We start from the raw sequence: 25,472 nt of genomic DNA, 5'->3' as shown, positions 1-25,472 counted from the left end.
CCGTGCGGGATGCCGGCCCGGCAACGCTCACCGCGAGGGGCACGGCCTCGCAAACGGGCCATCTTGGTCGACAGGCCGGTCTCGTCGATGAAGACGAGGCGCCGCGGGTCGAGATCGGGCTGGGCCTCGAACCAGTCCCGGCGCCGCTTACGTCACGGCGGCTTAAAGCCGGTCCGCCCGCGCGTCGAGTGGCGGTTCTCGACCACGCGATCCAGCCGTTCGTTAATGCTGCCGACGTCGCTTTGGCACATCGCGGACAAGGTCGAGCACCTGCCCGACCTTGTTCGCGCAGGCTCGCCTTGCTGACATAGTGCTCATTGACATGCACTCGGGTTCCGCAGTCCTGTGCCCCATAGCGTTCTGCAGAGCTGCTACCTGACTTGCCATCGACAACAAGCGAATAGCCGAGCGCAACCAGCGCCCGCTGAATGGCGGTCGTGTCCATGAAATGCTCCGGATGCGACGGGAACCACACCCAACGAGGTGGGGTTAAGCTGAAGATGGCTTGATCTCCGCGGAGGTCCCCATGCTGATCCCGGTGAAGCTAATCGCGACGCTGCTGATTGCAGCCACAGTGTGTCTCGTGACGCTGGCCATTTCGACCGGAACGAACCGGCACTGGCCTCGCTAGGCCCATCCTTCGTGCGAGCCTCGCAGTGCCCGCGAAGGCCACCGGTGGCGCCAGCGTCGGTCGAATCGGCGATGCCCTTTGGCGGGGAGCGGCTTGCTTGGCCGGTGGTGACCTTGGCATTGCCATAGAAGGCCGGCTGCAGCCCAACCGAGCCAACCCAAGCCTGCCCGATCTGCTTCACCTTTGCCACGCGGCTGCCCCAGCCGCGCCAGAAGGTGCCCCATGTCAAGGCAAGGTGCCGGCCGATCATCAGCGCTGGTCGTGGTCCTGACGAGTGGGCGGTCTCGCTCACGGCTTTCCTGCGCCAGTTGCGGCGGCGGCGAGATCCGCATCACCATGTCTCGAAGAGCGTTGGGCCATTGAAAGTGCTCGATGATGTCAGCCTGGCGCTGAAGCCTGGCAGCGTCACCGCCATCATCGGCCAGTCGGGGTCCGGCAAGTCCACCCTGCTGCGCGATCAATCATCTGGAGCGCGTCGATGAGGGCTTCATCGCCATCGATGGAGAACTGATCGGCTACCGGCAGGATGGGGGATAGTGGGGGGTACGATTGCGCTCTGACTAGGATAGTAAGGCCGCAGCCAAATGTCCGGCTCGAAGCTCACACTAAGACCCTCGCCGACCTGGAAGCTCTGTTGGCCACAGCAAGCACCGAGCAAGCCAAGTATCTCCCAAGTCATTAGAAGCCAGCACGGCTAGAGTTGGAAGCTCGCCTAACGCCAAAATAGCGCAGGGAATACAATCACAATCGCCAACACGGCGATGATCAGCGTTCTCGCCCAGACGGCTCGCGACCGGCTCGAAAAGATCCAGGGCCCCTGCATGAACAATCACCAAAGCCGCACCACATAGACGCATTGAACCGGGCAATATGGCGGAGGCAACTCGATCGTCGTGGAGAAGCTGCCTTGTTTCCCTCATTCAACAGGCATAAGCCGTCCATAGGTTGTTGATTCCTAGCCTTCCGATTGCCGCACATATTGATCCAGGAGAAGACAGTGGCAGAAGAAACCGAAAACCTCATCGGCCTCGTTGCGGATATCGTCTCAGCTTATGTTTCGAATAACAGCGTCCCGGCGGGTGAGCTCCCGGCATTGATCGCTACGACCCATGCGGCGATCGCGGGTCTTGGTTCGGAGCCGCTGGCGCCCGTTGAGGAGAAGCCGACGCCGGCGATTTCGATCAAGAAATCCATTACGCCGGATTTCCTGATCTGCCTCGAGGACGGCAAGAAGTTCAAATCGCTCAAGCGCCACCTGCGCACGGCCTACGACATGTCGCCCGAGGACTATCGGGCGCGTTGGGGCTTGCCGCCTGACTACCCGATGGTCGCACCCGCGTATGCTGAGGCCCGCTCGACGCTGGCCAAGAAGATGGGCCTGGGACAGCAGCGGCGGAAAACGCCTGCGCGGGGCAAGACCGCCAAAGCCAGCTGACATCAGAGAGGACGATTTCATGACCAAGAACGAACTGATTGCCGCGATTGCTGAAGACGCGTCCAAGTCCAAGGCCGACGTATCGGCCGTTCTCGCTGCGCTGGCTGGTGTGGTCTCGACGACGCTGAAGTCGGGCGGCGACGTGACGCTCGGCGGCGTCGGCAAGTTGTCGTCCGCTAAACGCGATGCACGCCAAGCGCGCAACCCCTCGACCGGCGCCATGATCGACGTGGCCGCCAAGACCGTTGTGAAGTTCAAGGTTTCCAAGGACCTCGCTGATACGGTCGCCTGAAGCTTATTGTACGAGGGTGAGAAGGAGGCTTCGCGATCTCGTTAGCGAAGCTTCGCCTGCTCCGGGCTTCCCCGCTAACGTAGCAATCCCTCCGCCTCCAACTCTTCCCAGCCTTCAGACTCGAGCGAGAGCTTGGCGTCGGGCGCAGTGGCAGGCATTTTCGATTTGGCAGAGTTAGTGCTGCTTTAGCCGCCGCGCGACGACGGTTGTCGATGCCCTCGGCTTCGCCGGGCAGCACTGGCAAATCGGCAATCCTGGCCAAGCGCGACTTGCGGCTGTGTGATCCTATCCGACCGCCCGCATCTGGGCGAGGAGCTTCTGCCGGAAGACTTCCGCCGGGGTTTTGTAGCCCGGGTTACTTTCGCGGTGTTGTGTTCAAGCGCTCGCAGATGTCCTTCAGCTCCTGGTCGGTGATGGAGAGGGGATCGACGTCGCGCGAGAGCCATTTTCTGGCCCGGCCGTTCGTGTTCCGACGGTGCCTTTCTGCCAGGGCGACTGCGGGTCGCAGAACCCGGTCTGAGACCCGATCCGGCCTGGAGATTGAGCCAGTCCGATGACATCAACGCTCAATCCCATGCCGCGCCATCGGGCGAGCTTGCGGCGGTCGTTCAGGTCGATCTGGAAGTAGGTGCGTTGCATCGCTGCGTTCCTGCGACTGATAACCCATTGGATCATTCGCAAGTCGCATTTCAAACTTGAACCCACCCGCCTACACCAGCTGTTGCAACCGGATTGAAATGTCTCAGGTTGCAGCAAGTTAGAAATGTCACAGGGCGCTACGGAGCCTCTGCCGGGGCTGCGGAGAGCCCATGTTTCGCAGCAGCGCCGGCAGAGGCGGTGCGATTGGCTTTTTTCGCCGCGGCGTGGCGATCGGCGAAAGAGATCGGTCCTCGGCGTCCTTTCGGGCGCGGGATGTAGCCGCCGGCTTCGCTGTTCGTCTTGGTTCGTACCGGTCGGATCTCATCCTGGCGAGCCTTCACCCACGCAAGAGCTTCCGAAAGCCGCTTGTTCTCGACAATCGCGGTGTGCGTCACGCGCTGCTTCTTGTCGAACACGCGATGAGGCAGAGCGATGCCTTTCCAGCGCACCTCGAGCCGACCATCAGGATACTCGTAGGTCTCGACGTATTTGCCGACCAGCCCAGTCGTCAGCGGCGTCTCATCCAGAATGATCCGCTTGCTGTCATAGGAAAGCGCCAGCTGTTGCGTGACATAGCGCTGTTCCCGCCAGGCCAGAATCGTGTCGAGCTGTCCGGGCGCCCGCTCCAGCGGACGATGGAGATTCTCCGGCCGCGCCGCCGCCGTCGCAAAGCGCTCGTTGAAGCGCGCCATGAAGGCAGGAAGATAGGCGTTTGCCGCCTCGATCGTCGAGATTCCTTCGAGCCGCAACTCTTTCGCGAGGCGGTCCTGCAGCGTGCGGTTCACGCGTTCCACCCGCCCTTTGGCCTGGCTCGAGTTCGCACACAGGATCTCGATGTTCAGTTCGCTCAGTGCTCGGCCGAACTGGGTCATGCCCTGACCGCCTTGAGCCTGCGGCTTCGACACCCGGAAGATGGAATGCTTGTCGGAATAAAAGGCGAGGGGGCGTCCGTGGCTCGTCAGATAGCCCTTCAACGTCTCAAAATACGCAAAGGCGCTCTCTGATGGGACGAAACGAAGCCCGACCAGGCGCCCCGTCGCATCGTCGATGAATACGATCAGCGTGCAGCGCGGGCCACGATCCTCGAACCAGCGATGCTCGCTGCCGTCGATCTGAACCAGCTCGCCAAAATGGTCGCGACGAAGCCGTGGCTGATGAAACTGACGCCGCTGCTTGCGCGAAGAGGATGCCGATACCGAGGTCGAAACCGTCCATAACGACATACATCATCAGGCCGAAGCCGATAATCACGGCCCAGACGAGCGGAAGATCAATGCCCATTGTCCCGTCTCCTCAGATCGCCGGGTCGATGCCGTCGGGCGCGGCGGAAAGCGGCCGCGCCGGGCGGAGGACCTGGCCATGCCTGGCCTCGCCGCCATGGCCCGCCTCGCCGCCGTCGCCCTCCTGCGGCCCCTTGCCGACGAGCTTGAGCATGTAGCTGATGCCCGTGCCGAAGACGGCGCAATACATCACCATGAACAGGCCCAGCGTCATCGAGAGCGCCAGCGCCGAGTGGTTCGAGACACCATGCTCGGTCCGCATCACGCCATAGACCAGCCAGGGCTGGCGGCCGATCTCCGTCGTGAACCAGCCGGCGAGAATGGCGATGAGCCCGCTCGGCCCCATCCACAGGGCAAAGCGGAGGAAGGCCGGCGAGGCGTAGAACCGGCCTCGCCATCTGAGCCACAGCGCCCAAACGCCCAGCACCAGCATCAGCATGCCGAGACCGACCATCACCCGGAACGACCAGAATACGATGGTGGCGTTCGGCCGGTCCTGCGGTGCGAACTCCGACAGGCCGCGGAACTGACCGTCCAGCGAATGCGTCAGAATAAGGCTGCCAAGACGGGGAATGCCGACGGCAAAGCGGGTGGTCTCGGCTGCCATGTCGGGCCAACCAAACAGCAGGAGCGGCACGCCCTCGCCCGGCTCGTTGCGCCAGTGGCCCTCCATGGCCGCGATCTTGGCCGGCTGGTGTTCCAGCGTGTTAAGGCCATGCGCGTCGCCTACCGCGATCTGGATCGGGGCGACGATCAGGACCATCCACATCGCCATCGAGGTCATCGTGCGCACCGCTGGCGTAGAACGACCGCGCAGGAGATGCCAGGCGCCGGAGGCGCCGACGAAGAGCGCCGTCGCCAGATAGGCGGCGATGGTCATATGCGCGAGGCGGTAGGGGAAGGACGGGTTGAAGATGACCTTCAGCCAGTCGATCGGCACGACACGGCCGTCGATGATCTCGAAGCCCTGCGGCGTCTGCATCCAACTGTTGGAGGCGAGGATCCAGGTGGCGGAGATCAGCGTGCCGAGCGCGACCATAGTCGTCGCGAAGAAATGCAGGCCAGGCCCCACCTTGTTCCAGCCAAAGAGCATGACGCCGAGGAACCCAGCCTCAAGGAAAAAGGCAGTCAGCACCTCATAGGCGAGTAGTGGGCCGGTGATGCTACCGGCGAAAGCGGAGAAGTAGCTCCAATTTGTGCCGAACTGGTAGGCCATGACCAGCCCGGAAACCACGCCCATCGCGAAGTTCACCGCGAAGATTTTCAACCAAAAATGGTAGAGATCGCGATAGACCGTCTCCTTCTTCCAGAGCCAGAGCCCTTCGAGTACCGCGAGATAGCTCGCGAGCCCGATCGTGATGGCGGGGAAGACGATGTGGAAGGAGATCGTGAAGCCGAACTGGATCCGGGCGAGTTCCAGTGCCGTCAGACCGAACATGACACGTCCTTTCGCCTTGCTAGACGATGGCTCGCGGCGCGAGCGAGGGTTTTGAGAGAAGGCCGGCGAGCTTGGAGAGGGCGTCCGTGAGTGCCTCATCCCCCGGTACGGCGCCCAGCGACAGGCGCACCGCTTCGACCGCGGGGGCGGCGACGGCGAAGGCGGAGCCGGGAACGATCGCAACGCCGGAGCCTGAGGCGCGCTGCGCGAATTCCTCGGCCCGCCAATGGGCGGGAAGACGCAGCCACAGATGAGGACCCTGCGGGTCGGCGGCGGCGGCCGCTCCCAAGATCGAGGCGGCCAAGGCCTGCCGGCGCCCGTTCTCCTCCCGGATCGCGGTGACGATCTCAGCAAGCGTGCCATCAGTGATCCAGCGCGAGGCAAGCGCCGCCAGTAGCGGCGGCGCCATCAGCGTCGTGGCGCGCAACACGCCCGCGAGGTCGAGCGCCTGGGCCTCCTCTGGTGCGACGACGTAAGCCACCCTGAGCGCCGGCGTGACGGCTTTCGACAAAGTCGCGACGTGCCACGTGATATCCGGCGCGAGCGCGGCGAAGGGCGTCGTCGGATCTCGCAGGAGCGGCGCATAGGGATCATCCTCGATGATGCGGACGCCATGGCGGCGCGCGAGCTCGGCCAGCGCCTGGCGGCGCGCGAGCGGCAAGTTCGCCGTCGTCGGGTTGTCGATTGAGGGAACGACGTAGAGCGCCTTCGGCGCCGCCTTCCTGCACAGAGCCGCGAAGCTGTCCGGGACGATGCCTTCCTTGTCCATCTCAAGAGGGGCTAGCGGCAAGCCGCATTGTAGCGCGACTGCCTTCAGCCCGGGATAGGTCATCGCGCCGGCCGCCACCGTCTCGCCGGGCGCCAGAAGCAACGTGCAGATCGCAAAGAGCGCGCTCTGCGCCCCCGCCGCGACGAGCATCCGCGTGGGCTGGATCTCGCAGAGTCGGTCCCGCAGCCAGGCCGCGGCCGCTCGCCGGTCCGCGGCATGGCCGGTGCTCTCCTGATAGGAAAAGCGCAACAGCCCGCTTGGGCTGCGCAGAAGCTCCGCGACGCCATCAGCGATGCGCTGCTGCAGCCGCGCGCTCCGGGGCTGCGGCGGGATGTTCATGCCGAGATCGATGCCGGCCCGGCCGCCCTCCTCCACGGAGGTTCTCGCAGCATCGACCGTCCCGCAGATGAAGGTTCCCCTGCCCGACTGAGCCTCGATAAGACCGAGTCTTCGCGCCTCGTTGAAGGCCCGGGTGACCGTGGTCAGATCGACACCGAGCGCCTTCGCCACGGCGCGCTGCGCCGGCAGCCGCTCCCCCGGCTGGACGGCCCCGCTGTCGATATCCGCCGCGAGGGCCTCGACGATTCCCTGGTAGCGCGAGGGCGCAGCGTTCACATAGCGCGGAGACCAAGACATCTTACGAAATTGTATGGCCATCAAACATGCAATAAGAGTAGCATGTCTTTCTGAATAGCCGAAGGGGACCGCGGGAGCAGCGCTGCGGCGGATCGGCGCACCAGCTATCGTGAACATTAGCGAGTTTATCGCTAATTGGCGGCGCCGCGGCCGCATTGCAGCCTGTTTCGGGCCGGACAGACCGGCAGAAACAGGACGTCTCTTTGCTTCACGCCAGGATCCGAAGCAAACCGTCGGGGAGCTTTGCGGCATTGTGCATCCGAACGGCATGCAGACATCCCCTCAAAGCGTGACAAGTGTTCAATTGTCCGTTGGTTGGGCCATCTAACGAACGATTTCAGAAGCTTGAAGCGTTGATCGAATCCGCAGGTTAGTAGAATTGGCCAACGCTCATTCCTGTGCCTGAGAGGTGAGCCTCGGCGCTGCGCACCAGAGCACAGCCGCGCCCAGCAGGGCCGCGGCAATCGACGCGGCGAAGACGGCGACCTTGGCGGCGGCGAAATCATCGGGGTCGGCAAAGGCCTGGCCGGCGATGAAAAGCGACATGGTGAAGCCGATGCCGGCGAGCACGCTCGCGCCGGCGAGTTGCGGCCAGGAATATTCTGCGGGCTTGACCGCGATGCCGAGGCGGACCGCCAGCGCGGCGGCGCTCAGCATTCCCAGCGGCTTGCCGACCACCAGCCCGACCATGATCGCGATAACGAGCATGCCCCGCCCTTCGAAAAGATTCGGCGCGATGGCGACGCCAGCATTCGCCAAGGCAAAAAGGGGCAGCACCAGATAGCTCGATCGGGCCCCGGCATGGCGGAGAAGGCGATCTGCGGGCGATTCGAGTCGATCGTGGATGGCGTCAAGCGCGCGCAATGCGGGAGTGGAAGGGCCGTGCCGGAGCACTTCAGCACCATGCGCAGCTTCCGCCAACATGATCGAGTTAGCCTGAGCGGTGAGCGCGGACAGATTGGCCGGCGGGCGCGTCGGGATGAACAGCGCCAGCAGAATACCGGCCAGCGTCGCATGCAGCCCCCCGGCATAGATGCAGGCCCAGAGTGCGATGCCGATCAGCGCATAAGGCGTCACGCGGTAGACATGCGCGTAATTGAGGCCCGCGAGCCCGCCGGTCAGGGCCAGTGCCGCCACTAGGTAACCGAGCTCGAGCTTGCCCGAGTAGAAGAGCGCGACCACGATGATCGCGCCGATGTCGTCGACGATGGCTGCTGCGGTAAGGAAGATGCGCAACTCGATCGGCACTCGCGGGCCCATCATGACGATGATGGCGATGACGAATGCGGTGTCCGTCGCCATCGGCACGCCCCAGCCATGCGACCAGGGGCCACCTGGCAGGACGAGCAGGTAAAGCGCCGCCGGAACCAGCATACCCCCAATCGCGCCGGCGATCGGCAACGCGGCTGAGCGTCGGCTCACCAGATGGCCGACGGTGAACTCGCGCTTGATCTCCAAGCCGACGACCAGGAAGAAGATCGTGAGCAGGCCGTCATTGATCCAATGCTGGATTGACATGCCGAAGTGAGCGTCGCCGAACGAGAGCGCCATCTCGCGGTGCCAGAAGGCCTCAAAAGTCGGGCCCAGCGGTAAGTTGGTCAACGCCGTAGCGAAGATCGTCGCGAGTAGGAGAAGGATGCCGGCCGAGGGCCCCCAACTGGCGAAGTCGAGGGCCGCGACCCGGACGCGATGGCCGAGCGTTCCCAGCATCGCATCGAGAAAGGAACTCTCGTCCCAGGGGCCGTCGTAGCGCCGCTCGTTGATGAAGAACGAGGGCGTGAAGCGTACACCGCTGGCCTTTGAGCTAGCGATGTCGGCTTCGACGCGCGCAGCCGCACGCTCGGCCTCCTGCGCATCGCGTTCCGGATCAAGATCGGCGAAGCAGAGATCCCGGGCGACCGCCTCAAGATCTTCCTCGGTTAGAACCTGCGAGCGCGTCATCAGCTTGACATGCGCGTCCCAGAACTGCTCGGCCGTCTGCGCCCGCTCGACCAACGCAGCCGCGCGCAGCGCAATGTCACTGCCGGTGAGCGGCCGGTGGCGAAAAACGTAGCGCAGGCGCTCCCCGAGCTGGTCGCGGACTTCGACGATGCGCTCATTGGCAGCGCGGCAGTATGGGCAGGCATAGCTCCCATATTCGACGAGCGTGATGGGAGCGTGGCCGGGACCGAGGACGTGATCAACCGTATCGTCGACAGAGCGGTCAAGGCGATTCGCGATCGCGGCGTGCGACATCCCTGAGATTCCCTTATCTCGGCGGAAGCCGCTCGTCTTCTATCGGCGTTCCGGGCAGATCATTCCGGCCCATGGTAGCCACAGTCGAGGAGTTGCGTCATATCGGGTTCGCTGGCGCCGGCCTTGCGACGGGCGCGAGCGAGTAGCCTGTACTCCTTCTGGGAAGATCCGGCAGCGCAAGGAAGGCGTCGTCGACTCCGGACTGCCAGATCCCGATTAGATCCACAGCGTCGGGGTGGACATTGAGTGCGAGATCCGCTCAGCGCCTCGTCCCTCGCAATACCGTTGCTTTGGTGGCTGTAGGGGGCGTCGGGCCGCGTTGAAATCGGCGTGGCCCATGCATCCTGACGATCAGCGCCGCGGCATCTGGACCCAGCCGAGTTGGCTGCTTGCCGCTATCATAGTGTCAGCCGGCTAGATGGTCTGATCCGGATGATCCTCGTCCAGCCGGTCTGAGCACCCTCGCAGCCGACCGCTGATGATCATCCCGGATGATAAGAATCACTTCATTATCGCGGTCCAGGAAGGGCCGCTGCGAGATCGATCCCAGACCCAGCTGAAGGTCGCCCGCAGGGCTTTTGGCACCCTTTTCGCGAAGGTGTAGCGGCTGACGGCCCAAATTCTTTCTTCGCGACCCTGGGCGATAACCTTCAGAACAGATCGCCCTGCAGCGGCGGCTTGATTGCGGGGAAAGTCTCCTGCTCGACGGGATCGGCAAGAGTCGGGTCATCGTCAGGGGCGAGCACCTGGGCGCCCTCAGGGCGGCCCGGGAAACTGTTGTCGTCGAGGAGCAGCGTTTGCTGCTTCTCCACAATTGCCCGCTTCCTCCAGCGTATCAGGTCGAGACGGCTTCGCTGGCCTTGCTCGTGCCGCTGAAATACCCTCCGAGCCGATGGATGACTAGATCGAGGAGCGCGCGCAGGCGGGCGTTCCGGCACATGTCGCGATGATAGCCCACCCAGGTGTCTCTTGGCGGAGGCGGTTCACCTAGGTCGATCAGGTCGAGCCCCGCGACGGTGTCGCCGAGCGGTCGGGGCAGGACGGCGAGGCCGACGCCCAACGCGCACAGGCGCGCCTGGATTTGGCGGTTGTTGCTGCGGGACATGATGTGCGCCTGGGGGAGCTTCCGTGTGATCCAGTGGACGTCCGGCATGCCGCCGAACGTAGTATCCATGAGGACCAGGGGATAACCGGCTCCGTCACCGGTCGGACGGGCAGCGCCCGCCCTCACATAGGCTCCGTACGGAATACGCATCAGGCGCCGGGAGACGACTTCGGGTTCGTCGAAGGGCCTGATGCGGAAAACCAGGTCCGCCTCTCGTCGCGGAAGGCTATAGAGCCTCGGGTCCGTGAGGAGTTCTACCGTGACCCGAGGCTGGATCGCCGAGAACTCCGCCAGGATCGGGGCAAGGACCACGATCCCGAACCAGTCCGAGCATGAGACGCGCAGCAGGCCTTCGAGCGTCGCCTCGGCCCCCGCCAACTCCCTCCGGAGCCCGAGCGCCTCCTCCTCCATCCGCTGCGCATGCGCGAGTGCGGCCTGGCCCTCGTCGGTCAGCACGAAGCCGTCCTGAGTGCGCTGGAACAGCCGGTGGCCGAGGGCGGCCTCCAAGAGCACGCAGCCGGCGGCCCATCGTCGGTTGGGTCTGTCGCAGCTCCCTGGCTGCCGCTCCCAATGTGCCGCGTCGCGCAATCGCCAGGAAAACGCGGATATCGCTCCACTCCAACGAAGCGCTCCAACTCAAACAAAATTGCATGGACTAAAAACAGAATAGATAATTTCCATGCGGCAATAAAGCCTCCACCTTCTCCTTCATGAAAGGAGAAATCTGATGACTGCCAATCTCACAATGAAGGCTGCTGTCCTCGAGACACACGGCGGCGAATTCCGGTTGATCGACATACCGCGTCCCAAGCCGCGCGCCGGCGAGGTTCTCGTCAGGATCTGCGCGAGCGGCGTCAATCCGCTCGACACGAAGATCCGCGCGGGCGCCGCAGCGCATGCGCGCCACCCCCTTCCCGCGGTCCTCGGCATCGATCTTGCTGGCGTGGTGGAGGAGGTGGGAGAAGGCGTCGATAGCTTTCGGCGCGGCGATGAGGTCTACGGCATGACCGGCGGCGTCGGCGGGTTGCAGGGATCGCTGGCGGAGTATGCCTCGGTCGATGCGGCGCTTCTCGCGCGCAAGCCCTGGAACATCTCGATGCGCGAGGCCGCCGCGCTTCCGCTCATCTTCATCACGGCTTGGGAAGGGCTAGTCGATCGCGCCGGAGTGAGCGCCGGCCAGAAGGTGCTTATCCAGGGTGGCGCGGGCGGCGTTGGACATGTCGCGGTGCAGATCGCGAAGTCATTCGGCGCGGACGTCTTCGCCGTCGATCGAGGCTCGCGCGCCGCGTTCATCCGTGGCCTCGGGGCAACTCCGATCGACTACGAATCCACCGAGGTCGCGGAGTATGTCGCCAAGCACACCGACGGCCACGGCTTTGATCTTGTCTACGATACCGGCGGCGGCACGATACTCGATGCATCCTTCGCGGCGGTGCGCGGGTTCGGCCATGTCGTGAGCTGCCTCGGCTGGGGCACACACGCCCTTGCGCCCCTCTCCTTCAAGGGCGCCACCTATTCGGGCGTCTTCACCCTGCACCCGCTCCTCACCGGCGAAGGGCGCGCGCATCATGGCGAGATCATGCGTGAGGCGACAAGGCTAGTGGAGGCCGGGAAGGTGGCAGCGAGCCTCGATCCGCGCAAGTTCGACCTCGCCGGCGTCGCGGCCGCGCACGAGGCGATCGCGGACCGCCCGGCGGAAGGGAAGCTGATCGTAACGATCGGCTGAGAACCGCGGTAGAGAAGCTCCAAGGGCTTTCGCCCTTGGACCACGATCACTCTCCCGGATTGCTCCCGACTATCGCAATATTGCTTAATCCAAGCTGACGAAAACTCGCCGCTCGCGGCATCAGCTCCGGACCGATTGAGCGGCGGCCCATCTCGCTATAGAACCGAGGCAGATGTGCGCCATTTCCGGACATTGGCATCTTGTCGGGAAGCGGACATTCCAAGCTGAGCCAACCGAACCGAGTGTTCGATCATCGATGGGAGAATGTGGGAGACGAAGACGCCTTTTCCCACGTAAGCGGTATAGCCAGAACCCGCTCAATCGATGATCGCGGTAACCCGGATCTCGAAGCGCATCGCCGGCAGGCCAAGGGCCTCGACGTATCCACGACATCGCCGAGCGATGATCGATGGCGTTATCGAGGCCGAGCCCGACGAGGCGGTCATCAGGCACTAGGCCTCCGCTGCGCGGAAATCTCCTGCAATGAATGCAACCATTATCGGAACGGCATCGACGTCAGCGAGATGCCGCCCGTAACGCCGATTCCGGACATCTGCCTGCGCTGTCGCTGCGCCAAGGCCAGCCAGGGGCAGGCCAGGCATCAGCCGAAGCAATAGCCTTAGAAACGCACAAACCCCGCGGCGCCGAAGCGAGACCGGGCAAAGGACGCTCTGGTCCCCCACGGCCTCACACGGCGCTCGTGTTCATTCTGATCTACGGGTAGCTGAGCGGGGCTTGGCGATAACGGGCTGCAACAGTTCGCCTGGCGTCTCTGCCTTCAGCTTCACACCCTCAGGATCGACCAGGACGCCTAGGTCGGAACGTTGGTCGATCCCCGTCGTTCTCCCGCAAGGAGGATCGACCGATGAAGGCGAAGGCAATCCATTATCCGGATCAGAGGCCAAGCGAGCCAAATTCGAAATTCGAAATCGAATCGCGAGAGGATTATGCCGTTGCTCTCGACCGACTGAAGGCTTTGGAGGCTGGCGAGCGCTCTGAGGACGAGCAGGCTGAAATGAGTGCGCTCAAGCAGGCGGTAAGGGCGTGGGACGGCCGGCATGACCGGAAACTCGCGTGAAGCGCTGCTAGGGCGACGGTTGAGCAGAGCCGACGCCAATCCTGCGCCGCGCCGAGGAGTAAGGTTAGGATCTCTCTGAGAACCCGACGCGCACCGCGAACGAGTCCCAAACGGGGGGGTGGTGAATTCGTTCCTCAGTATGAGGTGCCCGCCGGCAAGCGCCGACGGGCACTTCTTTCAGGCCGCTACTAACCGCCGGTAGCGGAGCAGGACACTCTGAGTCAGCTCCTCCTCGTCCAGCGACTGAGGTACGAGGCTGGCGACGATGTAAGCAATCTTCATCCGCTCTTTCTCACATTCTTCGTCGGGGATGGAACCTTTCACCTCGTTCCATACAGCTTCCAATGCCGCGTAAGCCCGAGCGAGATCAGTGGGGTCGCTCAGCGACGAAAAAGGCATGTCTCCCTCCCTCCAAAAAGGACACCTGCGAAGGCAAATTTAGGAAGGGTTGCAACGATCTCAACGTCATTTGACATGCCCGAACTCCGCGCACCATCCGCGGTAACATCTTGCGGGAGGGGTACTCCAGCTCGGCGCCATGCCGCAGTACGCGCCCTATGCGAGGCCGGCAGGCCAATCATGGAACAAGCGCGCTCCATCGGTGTTTGCGAAACCGGCGGGGGGATTCGAAAGAGGAGAATCTCGATGCGCTATCCAGTCCTGATCTCACTGGTTGCAGCACTGACCTGCTCCGCGGCAATCGCGCAGACATCGACTACAACCACCACCATCACGACGGATCAGCAAAGCAAGGTCCGGACGTACATCATGAAGGAACACCCCGCTTCCGTGAAAGTGACCGAGTCGGTTGCTGTCGGCACCGCCCTACCGTCATCGGTGACCTTGCACACGTTGCCTTCTGATGTTGGCGTCACGCAGTACCGCTTCGCTGTCGTCAACGATAAGACGGTTCTGGTTGAGCCGAGCTCCCGCAAGATCGTTCAGATCATCGAGTGATCTCTGCATAGCAAAAAGGCCCGGCCCCCTTTCGGAGACCGGGCCGAGTTTAGGAGCCGGTTAGGCCGGCCAGTCCATCTTAAAATCGAGCCATTCCGAATAAGCGGCATCGCCGCTGGCGTCGCGTAAAAAGCCCATGACAGTGCAAGGAAGCGTCACCCGATTCCCGGGAAGCCCGTACGTCCGGCATTGCCCGCAGACGATGACGGTCTCGATCCGCCCTTGATGCCATTTGCTGGTGCATAGAACGCCCTCAAGAGGGACGGTGGAGCGCCGGCCCTTAACTGCTGTGCGAAGGTTCGGTCTACTTCCGGCTAGGCTGTGAGCCGTTCAACCAAAACGGCCAAAATGGGTGGGCAGCAGAAATAGGCCTCGGATAATTTAGGCTCTAGATCAGTCTCCAACGCTGCGGTTCAGTAAGGAACAGCCGCAATCCCCGGTCCAGCACCTTCTCCTTCCGCAGTACGCAACCAAGACAGCGCGAGGCGGCGGGCTGGAGAGTGCGCGTGACGGTGCCCGGGAGCGGCTCCGGCAGCGCCCAGGGCGGGGAGCACGGCAGCACCCAGCCCCGAGCCGACGAAGTTCTTGATCGCCTCGACGCTGCCGAGTTCCATCACCGGCTCCGGTTCTGCTCTCGCTTGCCGGAACCAGGCATCGGTCGCCGCTCGCGTGTTGCCGCCCTCCTCATAGAGGATCAATGGCAACGCGCCGAGCGCCTTCGCCGTGATCGGCGCCTCGCCCGGGGGCGGCACTGGCGGCTGGCAGCAGCGCGAGCAGCGGGTCGGCCAGCAGCCGCGTGGTGCTCAGAGCCCGGCTTTGCGGTACGGGCAGTGTCGCCAAAACCACGTCGAGGTCGCCCGCTTCCAGCCGTGGAAGGATCTCCGCAGTGTTGCCGATGGCCACGGTCACCACCAGCCCGGGCATTGCCGCCTTTACCCGTCGTAGTACGGGCGGCAGGAGGTGGATGCAGGCCGTGGCGCCGGTTCCCAGCCGCAGCCGCCCGGCGCCACCCTGGCCGTGCTCCGCGACAGCCGTCACAGCATCTTCAGCCGCCGAGATCGCGCGCCGGGCAGGTTCCACGAGCGCAGCCCCAGCGGCATTCACGATCATCCGTCCGGCGGCACGCTCCAGGAGGTGGACGCCCAGGCTGCGCTCCAGCTCGCGAAGTTGCTAGCTGACTGTCAAGCCCAGGAGGCGGGCGGCGGTCGAGACGCTTTCAGCCTCGACAGCTGGCGGCCATGGGACTGCGGTACATGGCGACGCACCAGTCCGACTCCATGACGCGGGATCGAGCCGCCTCGGGCGAGTGCTGGGCCGCTGTCGCGGGCAGCGCCATCGTCGGCACGATCCTATTCAAGGCGGCCAATCGAACCTCTGGCTCGCCCTGGTTAGACCGCTCCGAAGTTGCCAGCCTCGGCCAATTCGCCGTCATGCCGGACGGGCAACGCACTGGTTTTGGCGCGCGGTTGATGGACCTAGCGGAGCGACGGGCGGCCGAGACGGGAGCGGAGGAGATCGCACTCGACACCGCGGAGCCGGCAGAGCACCTCGTCCCACTGTATCGGAGTCGCGGTTACCGTTTTATCGAGCATGCGCAGTGGTCCCATACCAACTACCGCAGCGTCATCATGAGCAAGCCGGTGAGTCCGAGTGGGCTGGCGACATGAAGTTTATTCACCTGTCCGACCTGCACCTCGTCGGCCCCGGCTTGCCCTTGCACGGCCTGGACCCCCAGGACCGCCTGAGGCGCTGCGTCGCGCGCATCCGAGCCTTCCACATGGACGCGGCCTTCGTTGCTGGGCGTCCTGCGACCGCACATGGGCCGGGTTCGACACATGTTCGTGGGACACCTGCATCGAGCGACGGCCGGGTCCTGGCACGGAATACCTTTCTCCGGGGTGAGGGGAACGAACATCAGATTGCGCTGGACTTCGTGACGCAGGACGTGGCGCCGGTGAGCTTCGAGGCGCCGGGATATGGCGTCGTGCTCATCTCCCCGGAGGCCGTCGTCGCGCACCTGGATGAGTTACCGCTCGGCCGAAGCGATTGAACCGAATTAGCCCATTTGTGCTCGTTGTGGGCTCGGGCGTATCAGCCTAAAATTGTGACGGGCGCTGGGGTAACTCAGTGGGAGCATACCATGTCTCACCGCGTCCCGTTTACCCCGGGTGATCTGACCGATCATCAATTGGGCACCGATGACACCCTCGTCGGCGATCCGACCAACAATGTCTTGGTCGGCGACGCCGGCGGCAGCCTGCTCGATCATTCCCAGGGCGGCAACGACACGTTCAGCGGGGGCGTCCCGGCCGACTACACCTTCTATGGCGATGCGGTCGGCGGCATCTTCGACCATGCTGAGGGCGGCGACGACTCCTTCAGGGGTGCGCTCAGCTCCACCAACACGGCCTACGGTGACGTGGGTGGCGACATGCTCGACCACGGAAAGGGCGGCAATGACACTTTCCAGAGCGGGGGCCTCTCCATCAACACTTTTATCGGTGATGCGGGCGGCCGGATGTCCGATCAGGCTCAGGGCGGCGACGATCGTTTCCAGGGCGGGGGCCTATCCGTCAATACTTTCACCGGTGATGCGGGCGGCGATATGTCCGGCCATGCTCGGGGCGGCAACGACAGCAGCTTTGGCGGCGGCTTCGCGTCGAACAACATTTTCTACGGAGACAGCGGCGGCAGCATGTTCGACCATGCTCAAGGCGGCAATGACAGCTTCACCAGTGTCAGCTTCCGCGACATTGCCAACACTTTCTACGGTGATGCGCGCCTCGATATGTCCGATTTCACCCAGGGCGGCAACGACGATTTGACGGCCGGCGCCCTCTTCAGTAGCAGCGTTTTTTACGGCGACGCCGGGCGCAACATGTCCGGCCATGCTCAGGGCGGCGACGACAGTTTCACAAGCGAGACGGCCTTTCACAGCTGCATTTTCTACGGTGACGCGGGCGTCGACATGTCCGACTTTGCGAAGGGCGGCAACGACACGTTCACTGGCAGTCCCGGCTCCGCCACTACTTTCTTCGGTGATGCGGGCGGCGATATGTCCGGCCATGCTCAGGGGGGCGATGACGCCGCGGTCTTTGCTGGGGGATTAACAGGCGAGGAATTCCCGAATTTGGCCTATGGCGACGCCTTGACGATGTCCGGCGATGCGACAGGCGGCAACGATCGCCTGTCGGGCGGCACTGGTACCGGGGAGGCTCTCAACCAGCTCTACGGCGATGCGCTCTCCATGTCCGGTTCTGCGCAAGGAGGCAAGGATATGCTGACCGGCGGCAACAACACCGACGGTGCCACGATGACGAACATTCTCTTCGGTGACGCCGCAAACCTGTCGGGCTCAGCCAAGGGCGGCAACGATACCTTGATCGCCGGGACCGCAGCATCCGGATCCGCGGTCAGCAACGACATGTGGGGCGACGGACAACTGAGCGACCAGGCTCAAGGCGGCGCCGATGTGTTCCTGTTCAAGGACGCTGGTTCGATGACAGTGGGGACCAATAACATCATCGAAGACTTCAGCCAGGTCCAGCAGGACAAAATCGCGTTCAGCGGCGTGGCGGGCGTGCAATCCTTCGCCGACCTGACCGTTGCGCAAAGCGGCGCCGATACCGTCATTACGGCGGGAGCGGATCAGGTGACGCTCCACAGTTTCACGCACACGCTGACGCAGAGTGATTTTTTGTTCGCCTGAAAGCGGAAGCAGGTCGGCCGGCTGCCTACGCAACGGAGCGTGGGCGGCCGGAGTTGCATGAAATCCGGCCTTCCACTCTGGCGCCTAAAGGCGGCTCCCCCGCCGCGTTCCGAGGACAGCCCTTCCGCGCACCAATGAAGAGTTTCAGGCGCTCGCTCACCGACATTGCCATGGGTTCAGGCTTTGCCGACAGCGCCCATCTCTCACGGGACTTCAAGGCGGCGTTCGGAGTAACGCCGCGTGCCCTGCGCCAAAACAGGTAGGCAAGCGCCGCGTCGAGGCGCCCTATGACTTTCAAAACCAGTGTCCGCTTTCCGGCGGGAGCCCAAGGTCCGCATATGGCGCATTCAGTCCGGCGGGCGAAGCTATCGAGTGCGTGTTTGGGCTTTGCACCTAGGCCCTCGAATACTGTCAAGTGCTTTCATGCTTCTCCGCGCGCAATCAGCAAAACTCTAATGGATCCTCTGGAGAAAATCATGACCAAGAATGAACTGATCGCTGCAGTCGCCGAAGACGCAGCCAAGTCCAAGGCCGACGTGGCAGCCGTACTGGCCTCGCTGGCGGGCGTGGTTTCGAAGACCCTGAAGTCGGGCAGCGACGTCACGCTGGGCGGGGTCGGTAAGCTGTCCGCAGCCAAGCGCGATGCGCGTCAGGCTCGCAACCCTTCGACCGGTGCCATGATCGATGTGCCTGCGAAGACCGTCGTGAAGTTCAAGGTCGCGAAGGACCTGGCAGACACAGTCGCCTGATCTGCGAGTGTCAAAACGATCTGGCGGCCATATGGCCGCCGACCAACATCGGTCTTCTCGCGAAGCGAATCCGTTAACTGGTTCAGTGCAGTGGTCCTCCGAAGCATCTACGAAAAGCTCTAGTATCGTCCGCATCGGGAAATTGCGGCTGATGCGGATTTTTGATGACCGTGCGGGCTATGAATGTCGGCACTCGTAACCCACGAAACACATGTCCCGGTCCTGGCTTTTAATGAAAGCGGGAACAGCTCTTTCAGTAGGGCGGCAAAAACTCCTGTCTCTTACAAACCGTGCTTCAAGTTCTTCTCGACTGAGCAGCATCGCTTCGCCTTTTCGAGCAACTTCGCGGCGGCTGTCTTCACAGTTCCGGAGCTGTACATCCCCTGCGCGGCTGGGGAGCGGAATCGCTGCCGCAGCCGAGAGAAGAACCGACAGATAGCGCAGGCTGGAGCGCCGATTTCGCTCCAATTGGCAGGAATTCAACAACGTTCTCCCGTCTCTACAAAATGCGTGCTCATTCTTGGTCACCTGCTGGTGCACTCCGCCAGCCAAGGCGGACGGAGCGCATTTCTCGGGCCTTATTCGATGACGTCCACGATGCGCCTCGTTTGTGGGTCAACTATCAGCACATCGTCGCCAATCAATGTGTACTGCATCCCACGCAGTTGCGGCTCACGCTGCTCCGCTTCGGAAGGCAACGGCCGGATCGCGACTTCGCTCGGCAGGACCGAGCCTTTGAGACCGTCGAGGCTCTGCATTTCTCCGGGCTTGGCTTGCTGCAAGATGAGCTTAGCCAGCTCATGCCGGTCAGTGAGCGGCGGGCTTGCTGGGGTGGCAGCACGTCCCGCTCCCGCGGCTGTGGCGGTTCCGCTCTGGCTACTGCGATCGACGACCTCGACGATGCGACGCGAGCCTGGCTCTACGACAGCAATCTCGTCGGTCTCGGTCATCACGTACTGATAGCCACGCCAATGCGGATGGGTTTCGATCACCTCAACGGGCAAGGCATATAGCTGAGCTTCTCGCGGGATGATGACACCGGTCTGGAATACGACTGTGTCAGGTCTGCGCCAGCGCCTAGCGTCGCGCCTCTGCTCGAACAGAGCATAGAGGTTCGCGCCCCCGCCACTTCGTCCATCACGTTCGATGACCTCGACAATGCGCCGGCTGGACGGGTCGACAATGACAATCTCGCTGTCCGATACCGTATAACTAAAGTTGCGATATTGCGGGCGCATCTCCGCAATCTCCCGCGGTAGGGGTCGAAGTTCCACGCGTGTCGACAGTTCTGCGCCGACCGACACCGAGACACCGAAGTCCTTGACTGGCCGGATTTCCTTTCGGTCGATACTCTGCCTGACAGTCTCAGCAATACGGTTTGTGTCGGTCTTGTTGCCAGCGCTGGGCTGAGCCGTTTGGGGTCCAGCAGCAGGCTTCTCTGGTGTCGACGCCGTTCCGGGCTGGTTCGTCTGCGGCTCGGGCTGCGCTGAACGGGCGTTGCTCGGGCTGGTCCTGTTCTCTGGCTGCGACGACCTCGCTGAGCCCGTTGACTTATCCGCGTCGCTGTTTGGGTGTGCGCGCTCGCCTGCGCGGTTCGTGTCCCGCTGCGAAGGCTGTTCACGCTGCGCAGCCCGATCCCGTTCAGTGTCCTTTTCTCTCTGCCCGGTTCGAGGCCGTTCGGAAGAAGACGGCGGCTCCTTCTGCGCCTGATCGCGTTTGGGAGCCTGAATGCGCTCGGCATCCTGACCGCGTGAGGGGCCAGACTGAACGTCTCGCCGCTCTCGCGCCGGCATCTCAGTCCGATCCGGAGAACCGCGCTCGGCTTCGGGACCGCGCGGCGGCATTTGACGTTCCATCGGCCCTTCGGACCTGGCGCGCGGGGCCTGATCTTGCTCGATCACGATCGGCTGGGCCCAGGCGACCCCAGGTAGTGCCAAGGCGGCTAAGGCAACGCCTGCAAGTTTTTTCATGGGACATCCTCCCTGATGAGAGTGATGCCGAACTGGTGTCGCCCGTATCGGGAGGGTTTACCCTGCGCGTGGGTTCAAAAACGGCCAGCTCGGCGTTGAGAGGCGCCGATTCTCACGGAACACTGCGCTGTAATGAATCGCCGGAGTCACCGGCGGGCGGTGTGACGAGCCAGGCCATTGGCCGGCTCGTCAGCAACGATCACTCGATAATCTGAACGACCTTCCGGCTGGAAGGCTCGACCAGAACGACGTGGTTGTCGGTGTAGACGTAGCTGTACTTGCTGACGCTCGTGCCCCAATCGGCAGGAGCGGTTCGAAGCTCAACATCCGCGGGAAGCGTCGCGCCGACCGTGACCTTCTCCTTGACCATGACCGGCTTCATTTTCTCCTTGACCACGTATTCCTTGATCTTGGTCCGCTCGGGCTGGCTGATGGTGATGGTGGTGCTCTGAGCAAAAGCAACCGAGCTGGCCACGAGCGCAGACGCAGCGACCATTCCAAGAATCGTACGGTTCATGTGGTTCCTCCGGTTGCGCACACGATTGTGCGATGCGCCTCAAACTCGCTCGCGAAGGGACCTGTTCCAAATTCCTCTAATTAAAGAATGCGCTATATCCGTTCAGCTATAACGTTGAAAAGACTCCCAATTTTTTCGGAACTGTTTGCTCTTTAGAATCTTTGTAAGCTCCGAGGCATGGCACCGCCTTCGCGTCGCTCAAAACGGGCCGGCCCGGTCGAAACTCGCACTTCGGTCGGGCCAATTTCTTAAGGGGGCAGACCATGGGCGCACTACTCCGTCTCGGTCGTCATCGTCATCATGACCGCTTGGTTCAGCCTCCTGGGGTTGCATGGCACATGGCTGTTCTCCCCATCGGCATCCAGACAGGGCCTCGCGGTCAATCTCGGAATGCGTGGCCTTGTAGTGCCCGGCGGCGTTCATCAGGTTGCACAGCGCCAGCTCTGCCGCAGCGAGCGCGGCTTCGCGGCTAGGGCGCGGGCTTCGGCTTGGTGAGCGCGATCAGCCAATTCGCTGGCCTTATGATCAGCCGTCGTTCGACGAGTTTAGCTCTTCCGGCCTCAGTCCGTCGTCGAGGGTTGCTGGCATCGCCTTTCTGAGAGCGTCGTTGATCCCGTCCTGCCAACCGGGGCCGCCATCCTGAAAGTGCGCCAGTACTTCGCTGTTGATCCGAAGAGTAACCATTTCCTTGGCGCCCGGCAGAACGGTACGCTTCTCAATTTGCGCAGGTGGCGCCACCTTCGGCGCGGCGAAAAGGGCTTCCGCCTTGTCGCGAGCGCTCATTGGGCGGCGCGTTCGATGGTTGCTCATTACGTCCTCATACCAAGTCGCTGGCTCAATCATACCAGGCTTGTCGTCAATGATCTTGAGGGTCCTTTTGGTGGGTTCTGGGAATCAAAGCAGCCTCCCCCGAGGAACGGCCATGCGGCGACGGCGTTAAAAGCTCGTCCTTGGGAGATGTCCGTTTATGCAGACCACCGTGACCGCCCTGCGTTTCGAGCCCTGGAGCTTCGTGCCCAACAATCCCAGGCTACCCGCGCTGATCTATGAGGGGGCGTTCGGTCCCGATGCTGCCGACCTGGCGACGCTGATGGAAAAACGGTTCTCCGAAAATGGATGGCCGCCGCAATGGCGCGATGGGATCTACGAATTCGATCACTATCACTCACAGGGGCATGAAGTCCTCGGCATCGCGGCAGGGCACGCGAAGCTCATGCTGGGTGGCGATACCGGCCGGGAGGTCGATGTGACAGCCGGGAACGTCGTAGTCCTTCCAGCCGGAACAGGTCACCGCTGTCTCAGCCAATCTGACGATTTCCTCGTTATCGGCGCATACGCGCCCGGTCAGACCGGCGACATCGTGCGTGAAGAAGCCACGTCGGCCATGATCCAGAGGATCGCAATCTTGAGCTTCCCGCCGCGGGATCCCGTCGTTGGAGACGACGGCCCAATGCTTCGGCTATGGGCTGATGCGAGCGTTCCTTGAGCGATCGGGCTTATTCCGGAGCTGAGAAGGATCAATGCCTCTGCACCCCTCCTCCCCGCTCGCGCGGCTCCTGAACGCTCCCATGAAGACTGGGCAGGTTGTGTGGCTGGGTGTTCGACCGGGACGCAGCGAACCAATGGTCGCGCTCCAAAGGGCCGATTTTGACGTCTCCCAAGGGCTTGCTGGCGATCGCTACACCCGCGCCGCCGGCAAGCGCCAAGTGACTCTGATCCAGAGTGAACACCTCGCCGCGATCGCCAGCTACCTTGGCCACACACAGGGATCCCTGGACGAGTTGCGTCGGAATGTCGTCACCCGCGGCATCAATCTGCTCGCACTGAAGGATAAGCGCTTCAGAATCGGTTCCGCGATCCTCGAAACCACGGGGGAGTGTCACCCCTGCTCCCGGATGGAGGAAAACCTCGGCGTTGGAGGATACAATGCCGTTCGCGGCCATGGCGGCATCACAGCCTGCGTCATAGAAAACGGTTCGGCCTGCGTCGGTGACGTCGTAGCAGAACATCTTGAGCTGCTTTCAAGCGGGTGCGAGAATCCGCCTATCGCTCTTTTAGAGCGGTGATTTCCTCGTCGCTCAGCTGCCTTCCGGCAACCGTCATCGCTTCAAGCCGACCAGCTTTTAGATCGGCGCGAATTTCTCGAAGGGCCGCAGCCAGGTCCGGATACTCGATTTGGTAGGTAGCCACGAGTTCGCCGCCGCGCTTCACATCCTGCCGCAGCATCACGAGACCTCACCATCTTCGAGGTCACTCATTCGTCCTCACAGCGGCTGAGCATTATTCCGGACGGCAGTGTGAAATAACACTCGTCCTCAAAGTGCACGGGAGTGCCATCTTCGAGCGTGTAGGACGTCAGCGACAGGCCGGGCCATTCTCGCCAGACGACGACCTTGTAGCGTTTGCCGTCTTTGTCGCGGCAGTGCTCAGTATGGAGTGCGCGCCGTACTTGCGTCGGTCGCTTGTTCGGGCCGTCGGCTGAGCGCTGCGAATACCGCTCCCAGCGGCCAGCGTGTAGGACGCGGCGAGATAAGTAGCCCGGTCGCGCTCGCGCTGCGGTCCGGCTCATCGACCAACAGCCGGATCCGGCGCCACAGTGACGGCAATTCCATCGTTCAGGTCGTGCTTGGAAACCTAAGCTGAGAATCCCGAACGGGACGGCATTGCTCTTCGCTGGCACCGAGCCCGCCCCCGCCTAGCGACGAGGTAAAAAAAGGCGCCGAGCCACACATGCCATGGGAGGAGAAAACGGCAGCTCGGCGCCACGCCGCATCGAAGGCGCTCGGATAGAATGGCTGGAAATCGTGAACGATCCACGAACGACCGGAATCTGCCCAGTTGAAGCGTGACAGGGCGAAATTTGCTAGATTGAGCCTTCCGATCCAGATGCTACGCTAGCGCCATGTCTGAGAAGCCGTCTGTTGAAATCCCGGTTGTGAAGCCGACAATGGTCCAAGTGAGCGGCGACCCGCGCGGCGACGCCCTCATCAGATTCGAGACAATCGGTGACTCCGACCTCCTGCTCGTCCTGCCGATGACGGCGCTTGTGGCGCTCGAGGCCATGCTCGCCAAGGCCAGCCAGGAGCAGGCCAAGCATCAGCCGAAGCAATAGCCGTAGAAGCGCCCGTGCCCGCCGAAGTAAGACTGGGCAAAGTCTTCGCGCCGAGATCGACCGGCATGCGGAGCTCCAAGGCGAACGGCCGATCGACCGAAAACGACGAACCCCGCCATGGTGGTGGCGGGGTTCGCTTGGGCCTCCAGCCCCTTGCTCGAGATCGAGCACTTCTCTGAAATGTGGCTTGAAAACGCGACCTAGCGCGTTGGGTTCCAAAACGCAAAAAGCCCGGCCCCGCATGGCGAGACCGGGCTGAATTCGGTAGTGGCAAGTGTCCGTCAATCAGACGATCAGCAAGGTGATTGAACCCAAGTTCGCCATCTGCGGTTGACGGACAACACGCTCGGCGCGCTCAGGTCGATCTTCAACCTGCTCATCGTGAGCGTCATCAAAACGCGCAAGAAGGGAGCCGCATCGGGGTGACCGTGAAGCGACTCCCTACCGCCTTCCGAGGATGGCCCCCTAAACACGCCGATGAAGGATTTCACCGGCGCTCGAAAGCGGCAGGACAAAAACCGGGGAAAGTCGGAACGGTTCCCGTGCGGCAACTCACGATCGGGCCAGTCTTGGACCGCAATGATCTCTGTGCTGAGCTGCTGCAATCGGCGGGAAGCACCGGCCACGCCGTTGGCACCTTGGCTGGTCGCCTGGGCTGGGCGCGAGGGTCATGAGAGCCCGGAAAATAACCTCGTGCGCCTCGGCAAGAAGCCGCGCAGCGTTTTCCGTATTTTCGGGTTCATCGCGATTCCGCTCACCTGCAAACAAGGGAACCGCGCCGGGCGTGGGGCGCCGACGCGGTTCCGTCTCCGGTGATTGGGAGCCAAACAATCACCGCCGCAATCCGAGAGCTGGCAGGGCTGACCGATGAGCATCGGCTACGAACGCGGCATGATAAAAACACGACCTTGAACGCAAGGTTCCGGAATGACGCAGAAGATGCCGAGCAATTGGGACGTTAAACGTCGCTTGCCCTAACCCCGAAACAGGGCGCGTACTGCCGAGGCAGTTGGCGGGGGGGCCGGCGATGTATACCGGGAAAGGTCTGCTTGTCCTGCGGGACGGCCGGACGCTCCCGCTCACCTACCAATTTGGCAGCAACTCCGACGATACCCGCGCCGGGTACCTTTTCTGCGATCTCTCGGACGTCGATCCAGCCGCTCTCTTCTACAGGCTCCGCGTGGTCTGCGACGA

Annotated in this window: 25 protein-coding genes and 6 pseudogenes; 14 read left to right on the top strand and 17 right to left on the bottom strand. The window is 62.7% G+C overall.

What is annotated here, in order from left to right; all coding sequences use genetic code 11:
• Window positions 1-149 (bottom strand): annotated as a pseudogene (locus AC1DE3_RS27675) (IS630 family transposase); the annotation flags it as partial.
• Window positions 150-963: 814 nt separating this feature from the next.
• On the opposite strand from AC1DE3_RS27675, the pseudogene AC1DE3_RS27670 reads away from it, so the two are divergent.
• The 3 genes and pseudogenes from AC1DE3_RS27670 to AC1DE3_RS27660 all read left to right on the top strand — a co-directional run.
• Window positions 964-1,162: pseudogene (locus AC1DE3_RS27670) on the top strand (ATP-binding cassette domain-containing protein); the annotation flags it as partial.
• A gap of 466 nt (window positions 1,163-1,628) precedes the next feature.
• A complete protein-coding gene (locus AC1DE3_RS27665; RefSeq protein WP_441514549.1) occupies window positions 1,629-2,066 on the top strand; it encodes a Ros/MucR family transcriptional regulator in 438 nt (145 codons plus the stop codon).
• A gap of 19 nt (window positions 2,067-2,085) precedes the next feature.
• A complete protein-coding gene (locus AC1DE3_RS27660) occupies window positions 2,086-2,358 on the top strand; it encodes an HU family DNA-binding protein (RefSeq protein WP_441514548.1) in 273 nt (90 codons plus the stop codon).
• Between the two features lie 285 nt (window positions 2,359-2,643).
• Here the strand turns inward: AC1DE3_RS27660 and AC1DE3_RS27655 are convergent.
• From AC1DE3_RS27655 to AC1DE3_RS27620, 8 genes and pseudogenes are all read right to left on the bottom strand, one after another.
• Window positions 2,644-2,912 (bottom strand): annotated as a pseudogene (locus tag AC1DE3_RS27655) (transposase); the annotation flags it as partial.
• 222 nt (window positions 2,913-3,134) lie between these two features.
• Window positions 3,135-4,178 (bottom strand): annotated as a pseudogene (locus tag AC1DE3_RS27650) (ISNCY family transposase); the annotation flags it as partial.
• Window positions 4,179-4,278 (bottom strand): annotated as a pseudogene (locus tag AC1DE3_RS27645) (hypothetical protein); the annotation flags it as partial. It abuts the pseudogene before it with no gap.
• Window positions 4,279-4,290: 12 nt separating this feature from the next.
• Window positions 4,291-5,715, bottom strand: coding sequence for a cytochrome ubiquinol oxidase subunit I (locus tag AC1DE3_RS27640; protein WP_476852962.1), 1,425 nt, complete (start codon window positions 5,713-5,715; stop codon window positions 4,291-4,293).
• Between the two features lie 19 nt (window positions 5,716-5,734).
• Window positions 5,735-7,120, bottom strand: coding sequence for an aminotransferase-like domain-containing protein (locus tag AC1DE3_RS27635; protein WP_476798047.1), 1,386 nt, complete (start codon window positions 7,118-7,120; stop codon window positions 5,735-5,737).
• A 390-nt stretch (window positions 7,121-7,510) separates the two neighbouring features.
• Complete coding sequence (gene nhaA / locus AC1DE3_RS27630) at window positions 7,511-9,355, bottom strand: Na+/H+ antiporter NhaA (protein WP_476798048.1); 1,845 nt, start codon at window positions 9,353-9,355, stop codon at window positions 7,511-7,513.
• Window positions 9,356-10,005: 650 nt separating this feature from the next.
• Window positions 10,006-10,167 (bottom strand): hypothetical protein, encoded by a 162-nt coding sequence (locus tag AC1DE3_RS27625; protein ID WP_476798049.1) that lies wholly within the window; start codon window positions 10,165-10,167, stop codon window positions 10,006-10,008.
• Between the two features lie 23 nt (window positions 10,168-10,190).
• A pseudogene (locus tag AC1DE3_RS27620) lies at window positions 10,191-11,082 on the bottom strand (LysR family transcriptional regulator).
• 105 nt (window positions 11,083-11,187) lie between these two features.
• Between AC1DE3_RS27620 and AC1DE3_RS27615 the strand changes: the two are divergent.
• The gene (locus AC1DE3_RS27615) at window positions 11,188-12,186 is read left to right on the top strand and encodes a zinc-dependent alcohol dehydrogenase family protein (RefSeq protein ID WP_476798050.1); all 999 of its coding nucleotides are present in this window, start codon (window positions 11,188-11,190) and stop codon (window positions 12,184-12,186) included.
• A 317-nt stretch (window positions 12,187-12,503) separates the two neighbouring features.
• Here the strand turns inward: AC1DE3_RS27615 and AC1DE3_RS27610 are convergent, their stop codons facing one another.
• The gene (locus AC1DE3_RS27610) at window positions 12,504-12,632 is read right to left on the bottom strand and encodes a hypothetical protein (protein WP_476852961.1); all 129 of its coding nucleotides are present in this window, start codon (window positions 12,630-12,632) and stop codon (window positions 12,504-12,506) included.
• A gap of 419 nt (window positions 12,633-13,051) precedes the next feature.
• On the opposite strand from AC1DE3_RS27610, the gene AC1DE3_RS27605 reads away from it, so the two are divergent.
• Window positions 13,052-13,264 (top strand): hypothetical protein, encoded by a 213-nt coding sequence (locus AC1DE3_RS27605; protein WP_476798051.1) that lies wholly within the window; start codon window positions 13,052-13,054, stop codon window positions 13,262-13,264.
• A 177-nt stretch (window positions 13,265-13,441) separates the two neighbouring features.
• Here AC1DE3_RS27605 and AC1DE3_RS27600 read toward each other — a convergent pair whose 3' ends face one another.
• Window positions 13,442-13,663, bottom strand: coding sequence for a hypothetical protein (locus AC1DE3_RS27600; protein WP_476798052.1), 222 nt, complete (start codon window positions 13,661-13,663; stop codon window positions 13,442-13,444).
• Between the two features lie 246 nt (window positions 13,664-13,909).
• Between AC1DE3_RS27600 and AC1DE3_RS27595 the strand changes: the two genes are divergently transcribed.
• Window positions 13,910-14,221, top strand: coding sequence for a DUF1236 domain-containing protein (locus tag AC1DE3_RS27595; RefSeq protein WP_476798053.1), 312 nt, complete (start codon window positions 13,910-13,912; stop codon window positions 14,219-14,221).
• Between the two features lie 413 nt (window positions 14,222-14,634).
• On the opposite strand, the gene AC1DE3_RS27590 is transcribed toward AC1DE3_RS27595, so the two are convergent.
• Both AC1DE3_RS27590 and AC1DE3_RS27585 read right to left on the bottom strand, forming a co-directional pair.
• Window positions 14,635-14,973, bottom strand: coding sequence for a LysR family transcriptional regulator substrate-binding protein (locus tag AC1DE3_RS27590; protein WP_476798054.1), 339 nt, complete (start codon window positions 14,971-14,973; stop codon window positions 14,635-14,637).
• Window positions 14,906-15,331: a LysR substrate-binding domain-containing protein gene (locus AC1DE3_RS27585; RefSeq protein WP_476798055.1), complete on the bottom strand. Its 426-nt coding sequence runs from the start codon at window positions 15,329-15,331 to the stop codon at window positions 14,906-14,908. The genes AC1DE3_RS27590 and AC1DE3_RS27585 overlap by 68 nt, the downstream gene beginning before the upstream one ends.
• Before the next feature lie 143 nt (window positions 15,332-15,474).
• Between AC1DE3_RS27585 and AC1DE3_RS27580 the strand changes: the two genes are divergently transcribed.
• From AC1DE3_RS27580 to AC1DE3_RS27560, 5 genes are all read left to right on the top strand, one after another.
• Window positions 15,475-15,888, top strand: a complete 414-nt coding sequence (locus tag AC1DE3_RS27580; RefSeq protein WP_476852960.1) for a GNAT family N-acetyltransferase — start codon at window positions 15,475-15,477, stop codon at window positions 15,886-15,888.
• On the top strand, window positions 15,885-16,271 hold the full coding sequence (locus AC1DE3_RS27575) for a hypothetical protein (protein WP_476798057.1): 387 nt from the start codon (window positions 15,885-15,887) through the stop codon (window positions 16,269-16,271). Before AC1DE3_RS27580 ends, AC1DE3_RS27575 begins: the two co-directional genes overlap by 4 nt.
• A 90-nt stretch (window positions 16,272-16,361) precedes the next feature.
• Complete coding sequence (locus AC1DE3_RS27570; RefSeq protein ID WP_476798058.1) at window positions 16,362-17,930, top strand: hypothetical protein; 1,569 nt, start codon at window positions 16,362-16,364, stop codon at window positions 17,928-17,930.
• Window positions 17,931-18,064: 134 nt separating this feature from the next.
• Window positions 18,065-18,193 carry an AraC family transcriptional regulator gene (locus tag AC1DE3_RS27565; RefSeq protein ID WP_476798059.1) on the top strand — a complete coding sequence of 43 codons (129 nt, stop codon included), beginning with the start codon at window positions 18,065-18,067 and terminating at the stop codon, window positions 18,191-18,193.
• Between the two features lie 213 nt (window positions 18,194-18,406).
• The gene (locus tag AC1DE3_RS27560; protein WP_476798060.1) at window positions 18,407-18,679 is read left to right on the top strand and encodes an HU family DNA-binding protein; all 273 of its coding nucleotides are present in this window, start codon (window positions 18,407-18,409) and stop codon (window positions 18,677-18,679) included.
• A gap of 578 nt (window positions 18,680-19,257) precedes the next feature.
• On the opposite strand, the gene AC1DE3_RS27555 is transcribed toward AC1DE3_RS27560, so the two are convergent.
• The 3 genes from AC1DE3_RS27555 to AC1DE3_RS27545 form a co-directional block, all read right to left on the bottom strand.
• The gene (locus tag AC1DE3_RS27555) at window positions 19,258-20,649 is read right to left on the bottom strand and encodes a DUF1236 domain-containing protein (protein WP_476798061.1); all 1,392 of its coding nucleotides are present in this window, start codon (window positions 20,647-20,649) and stop codon (window positions 19,258-19,260) included.
• Window positions 20,650-20,848: 199 nt separating this feature from the next.
• Window positions 20,849-21,166 carry a DUF1236 domain-containing protein gene (locus AC1DE3_RS27550; RefSeq protein ID WP_476798062.1) on the bottom strand — a complete coding sequence of 106 codons (318 nt, stop codon included), beginning with the start codon at window positions 21,164-21,166 and terminating at the stop codon, window positions 20,849-20,851.
• Between the two features lie 525 nt (window positions 21,167-21,691).
• Window positions 21,692-21,949, bottom strand: a complete 258-nt coding sequence (locus AC1DE3_RS27545) for a BrnA antitoxin family protein (RefSeq protein WP_476798082.1) — start codon at window positions 21,947-21,949, stop codon at window positions 21,692-21,694.
• Window positions 21,950-22,133: 184 nt separating this feature from the next.
• On the opposite strand from AC1DE3_RS27545, the gene AC1DE3_RS27540 reads away from it, so the two are divergent.
• A complete protein-coding gene (locus AC1DE3_RS27540) occupies window positions 22,134-22,652 on the top strand; it encodes a cupin (protein ID WP_476798081.1) in 519 nt (172 codons plus the stop codon).
• Between the two features lie 82 nt (window positions 22,653-22,734).
• On the top strand, window positions 22,735-23,232 hold the full coding sequence (locus AC1DE3_RS27535; protein ID WP_476798080.1) for an MOSC domain-containing protein: 498 nt from the start codon (window positions 22,735-22,737) through the stop codon (window positions 23,230-23,232).
• Here AC1DE3_RS27535 and AC1DE3_RS27530 read toward each other — a convergent pair.
• Entirely contained in the window at window positions 23,210-23,392 is a 183-nt protein-coding gene (locus AC1DE3_RS27530; RefSeq protein WP_476798079.1) for a hypothetical protein, read from the bottom strand. The genes AC1DE3_RS27535 and AC1DE3_RS27530 overlap by 23 nt on opposite strands.
• 676 nt (window positions 23,393-24,068) lie before the next feature.
• Here AC1DE3_RS27530 and AC1DE3_RS27525 point away from each other — a divergent pair.
• Entirely contained in the window at window positions 24,069-24,278 is a 210-nt protein-coding gene (locus tag AC1DE3_RS27525) for a hypothetical protein (RefSeq protein WP_441514568.1), read from the top strand.
• Window positions 24,279-25,472: the final 1,194 nt, after the last annotated feature.

Source organism: Allobosea sp. 10L417 (assembly GCF_056395485.1).
The sequence above is the reverse complement of the archived record's forward strand: the minus strand, read 5'-3'. Positions and strand labels throughout refer to the sequence as shown.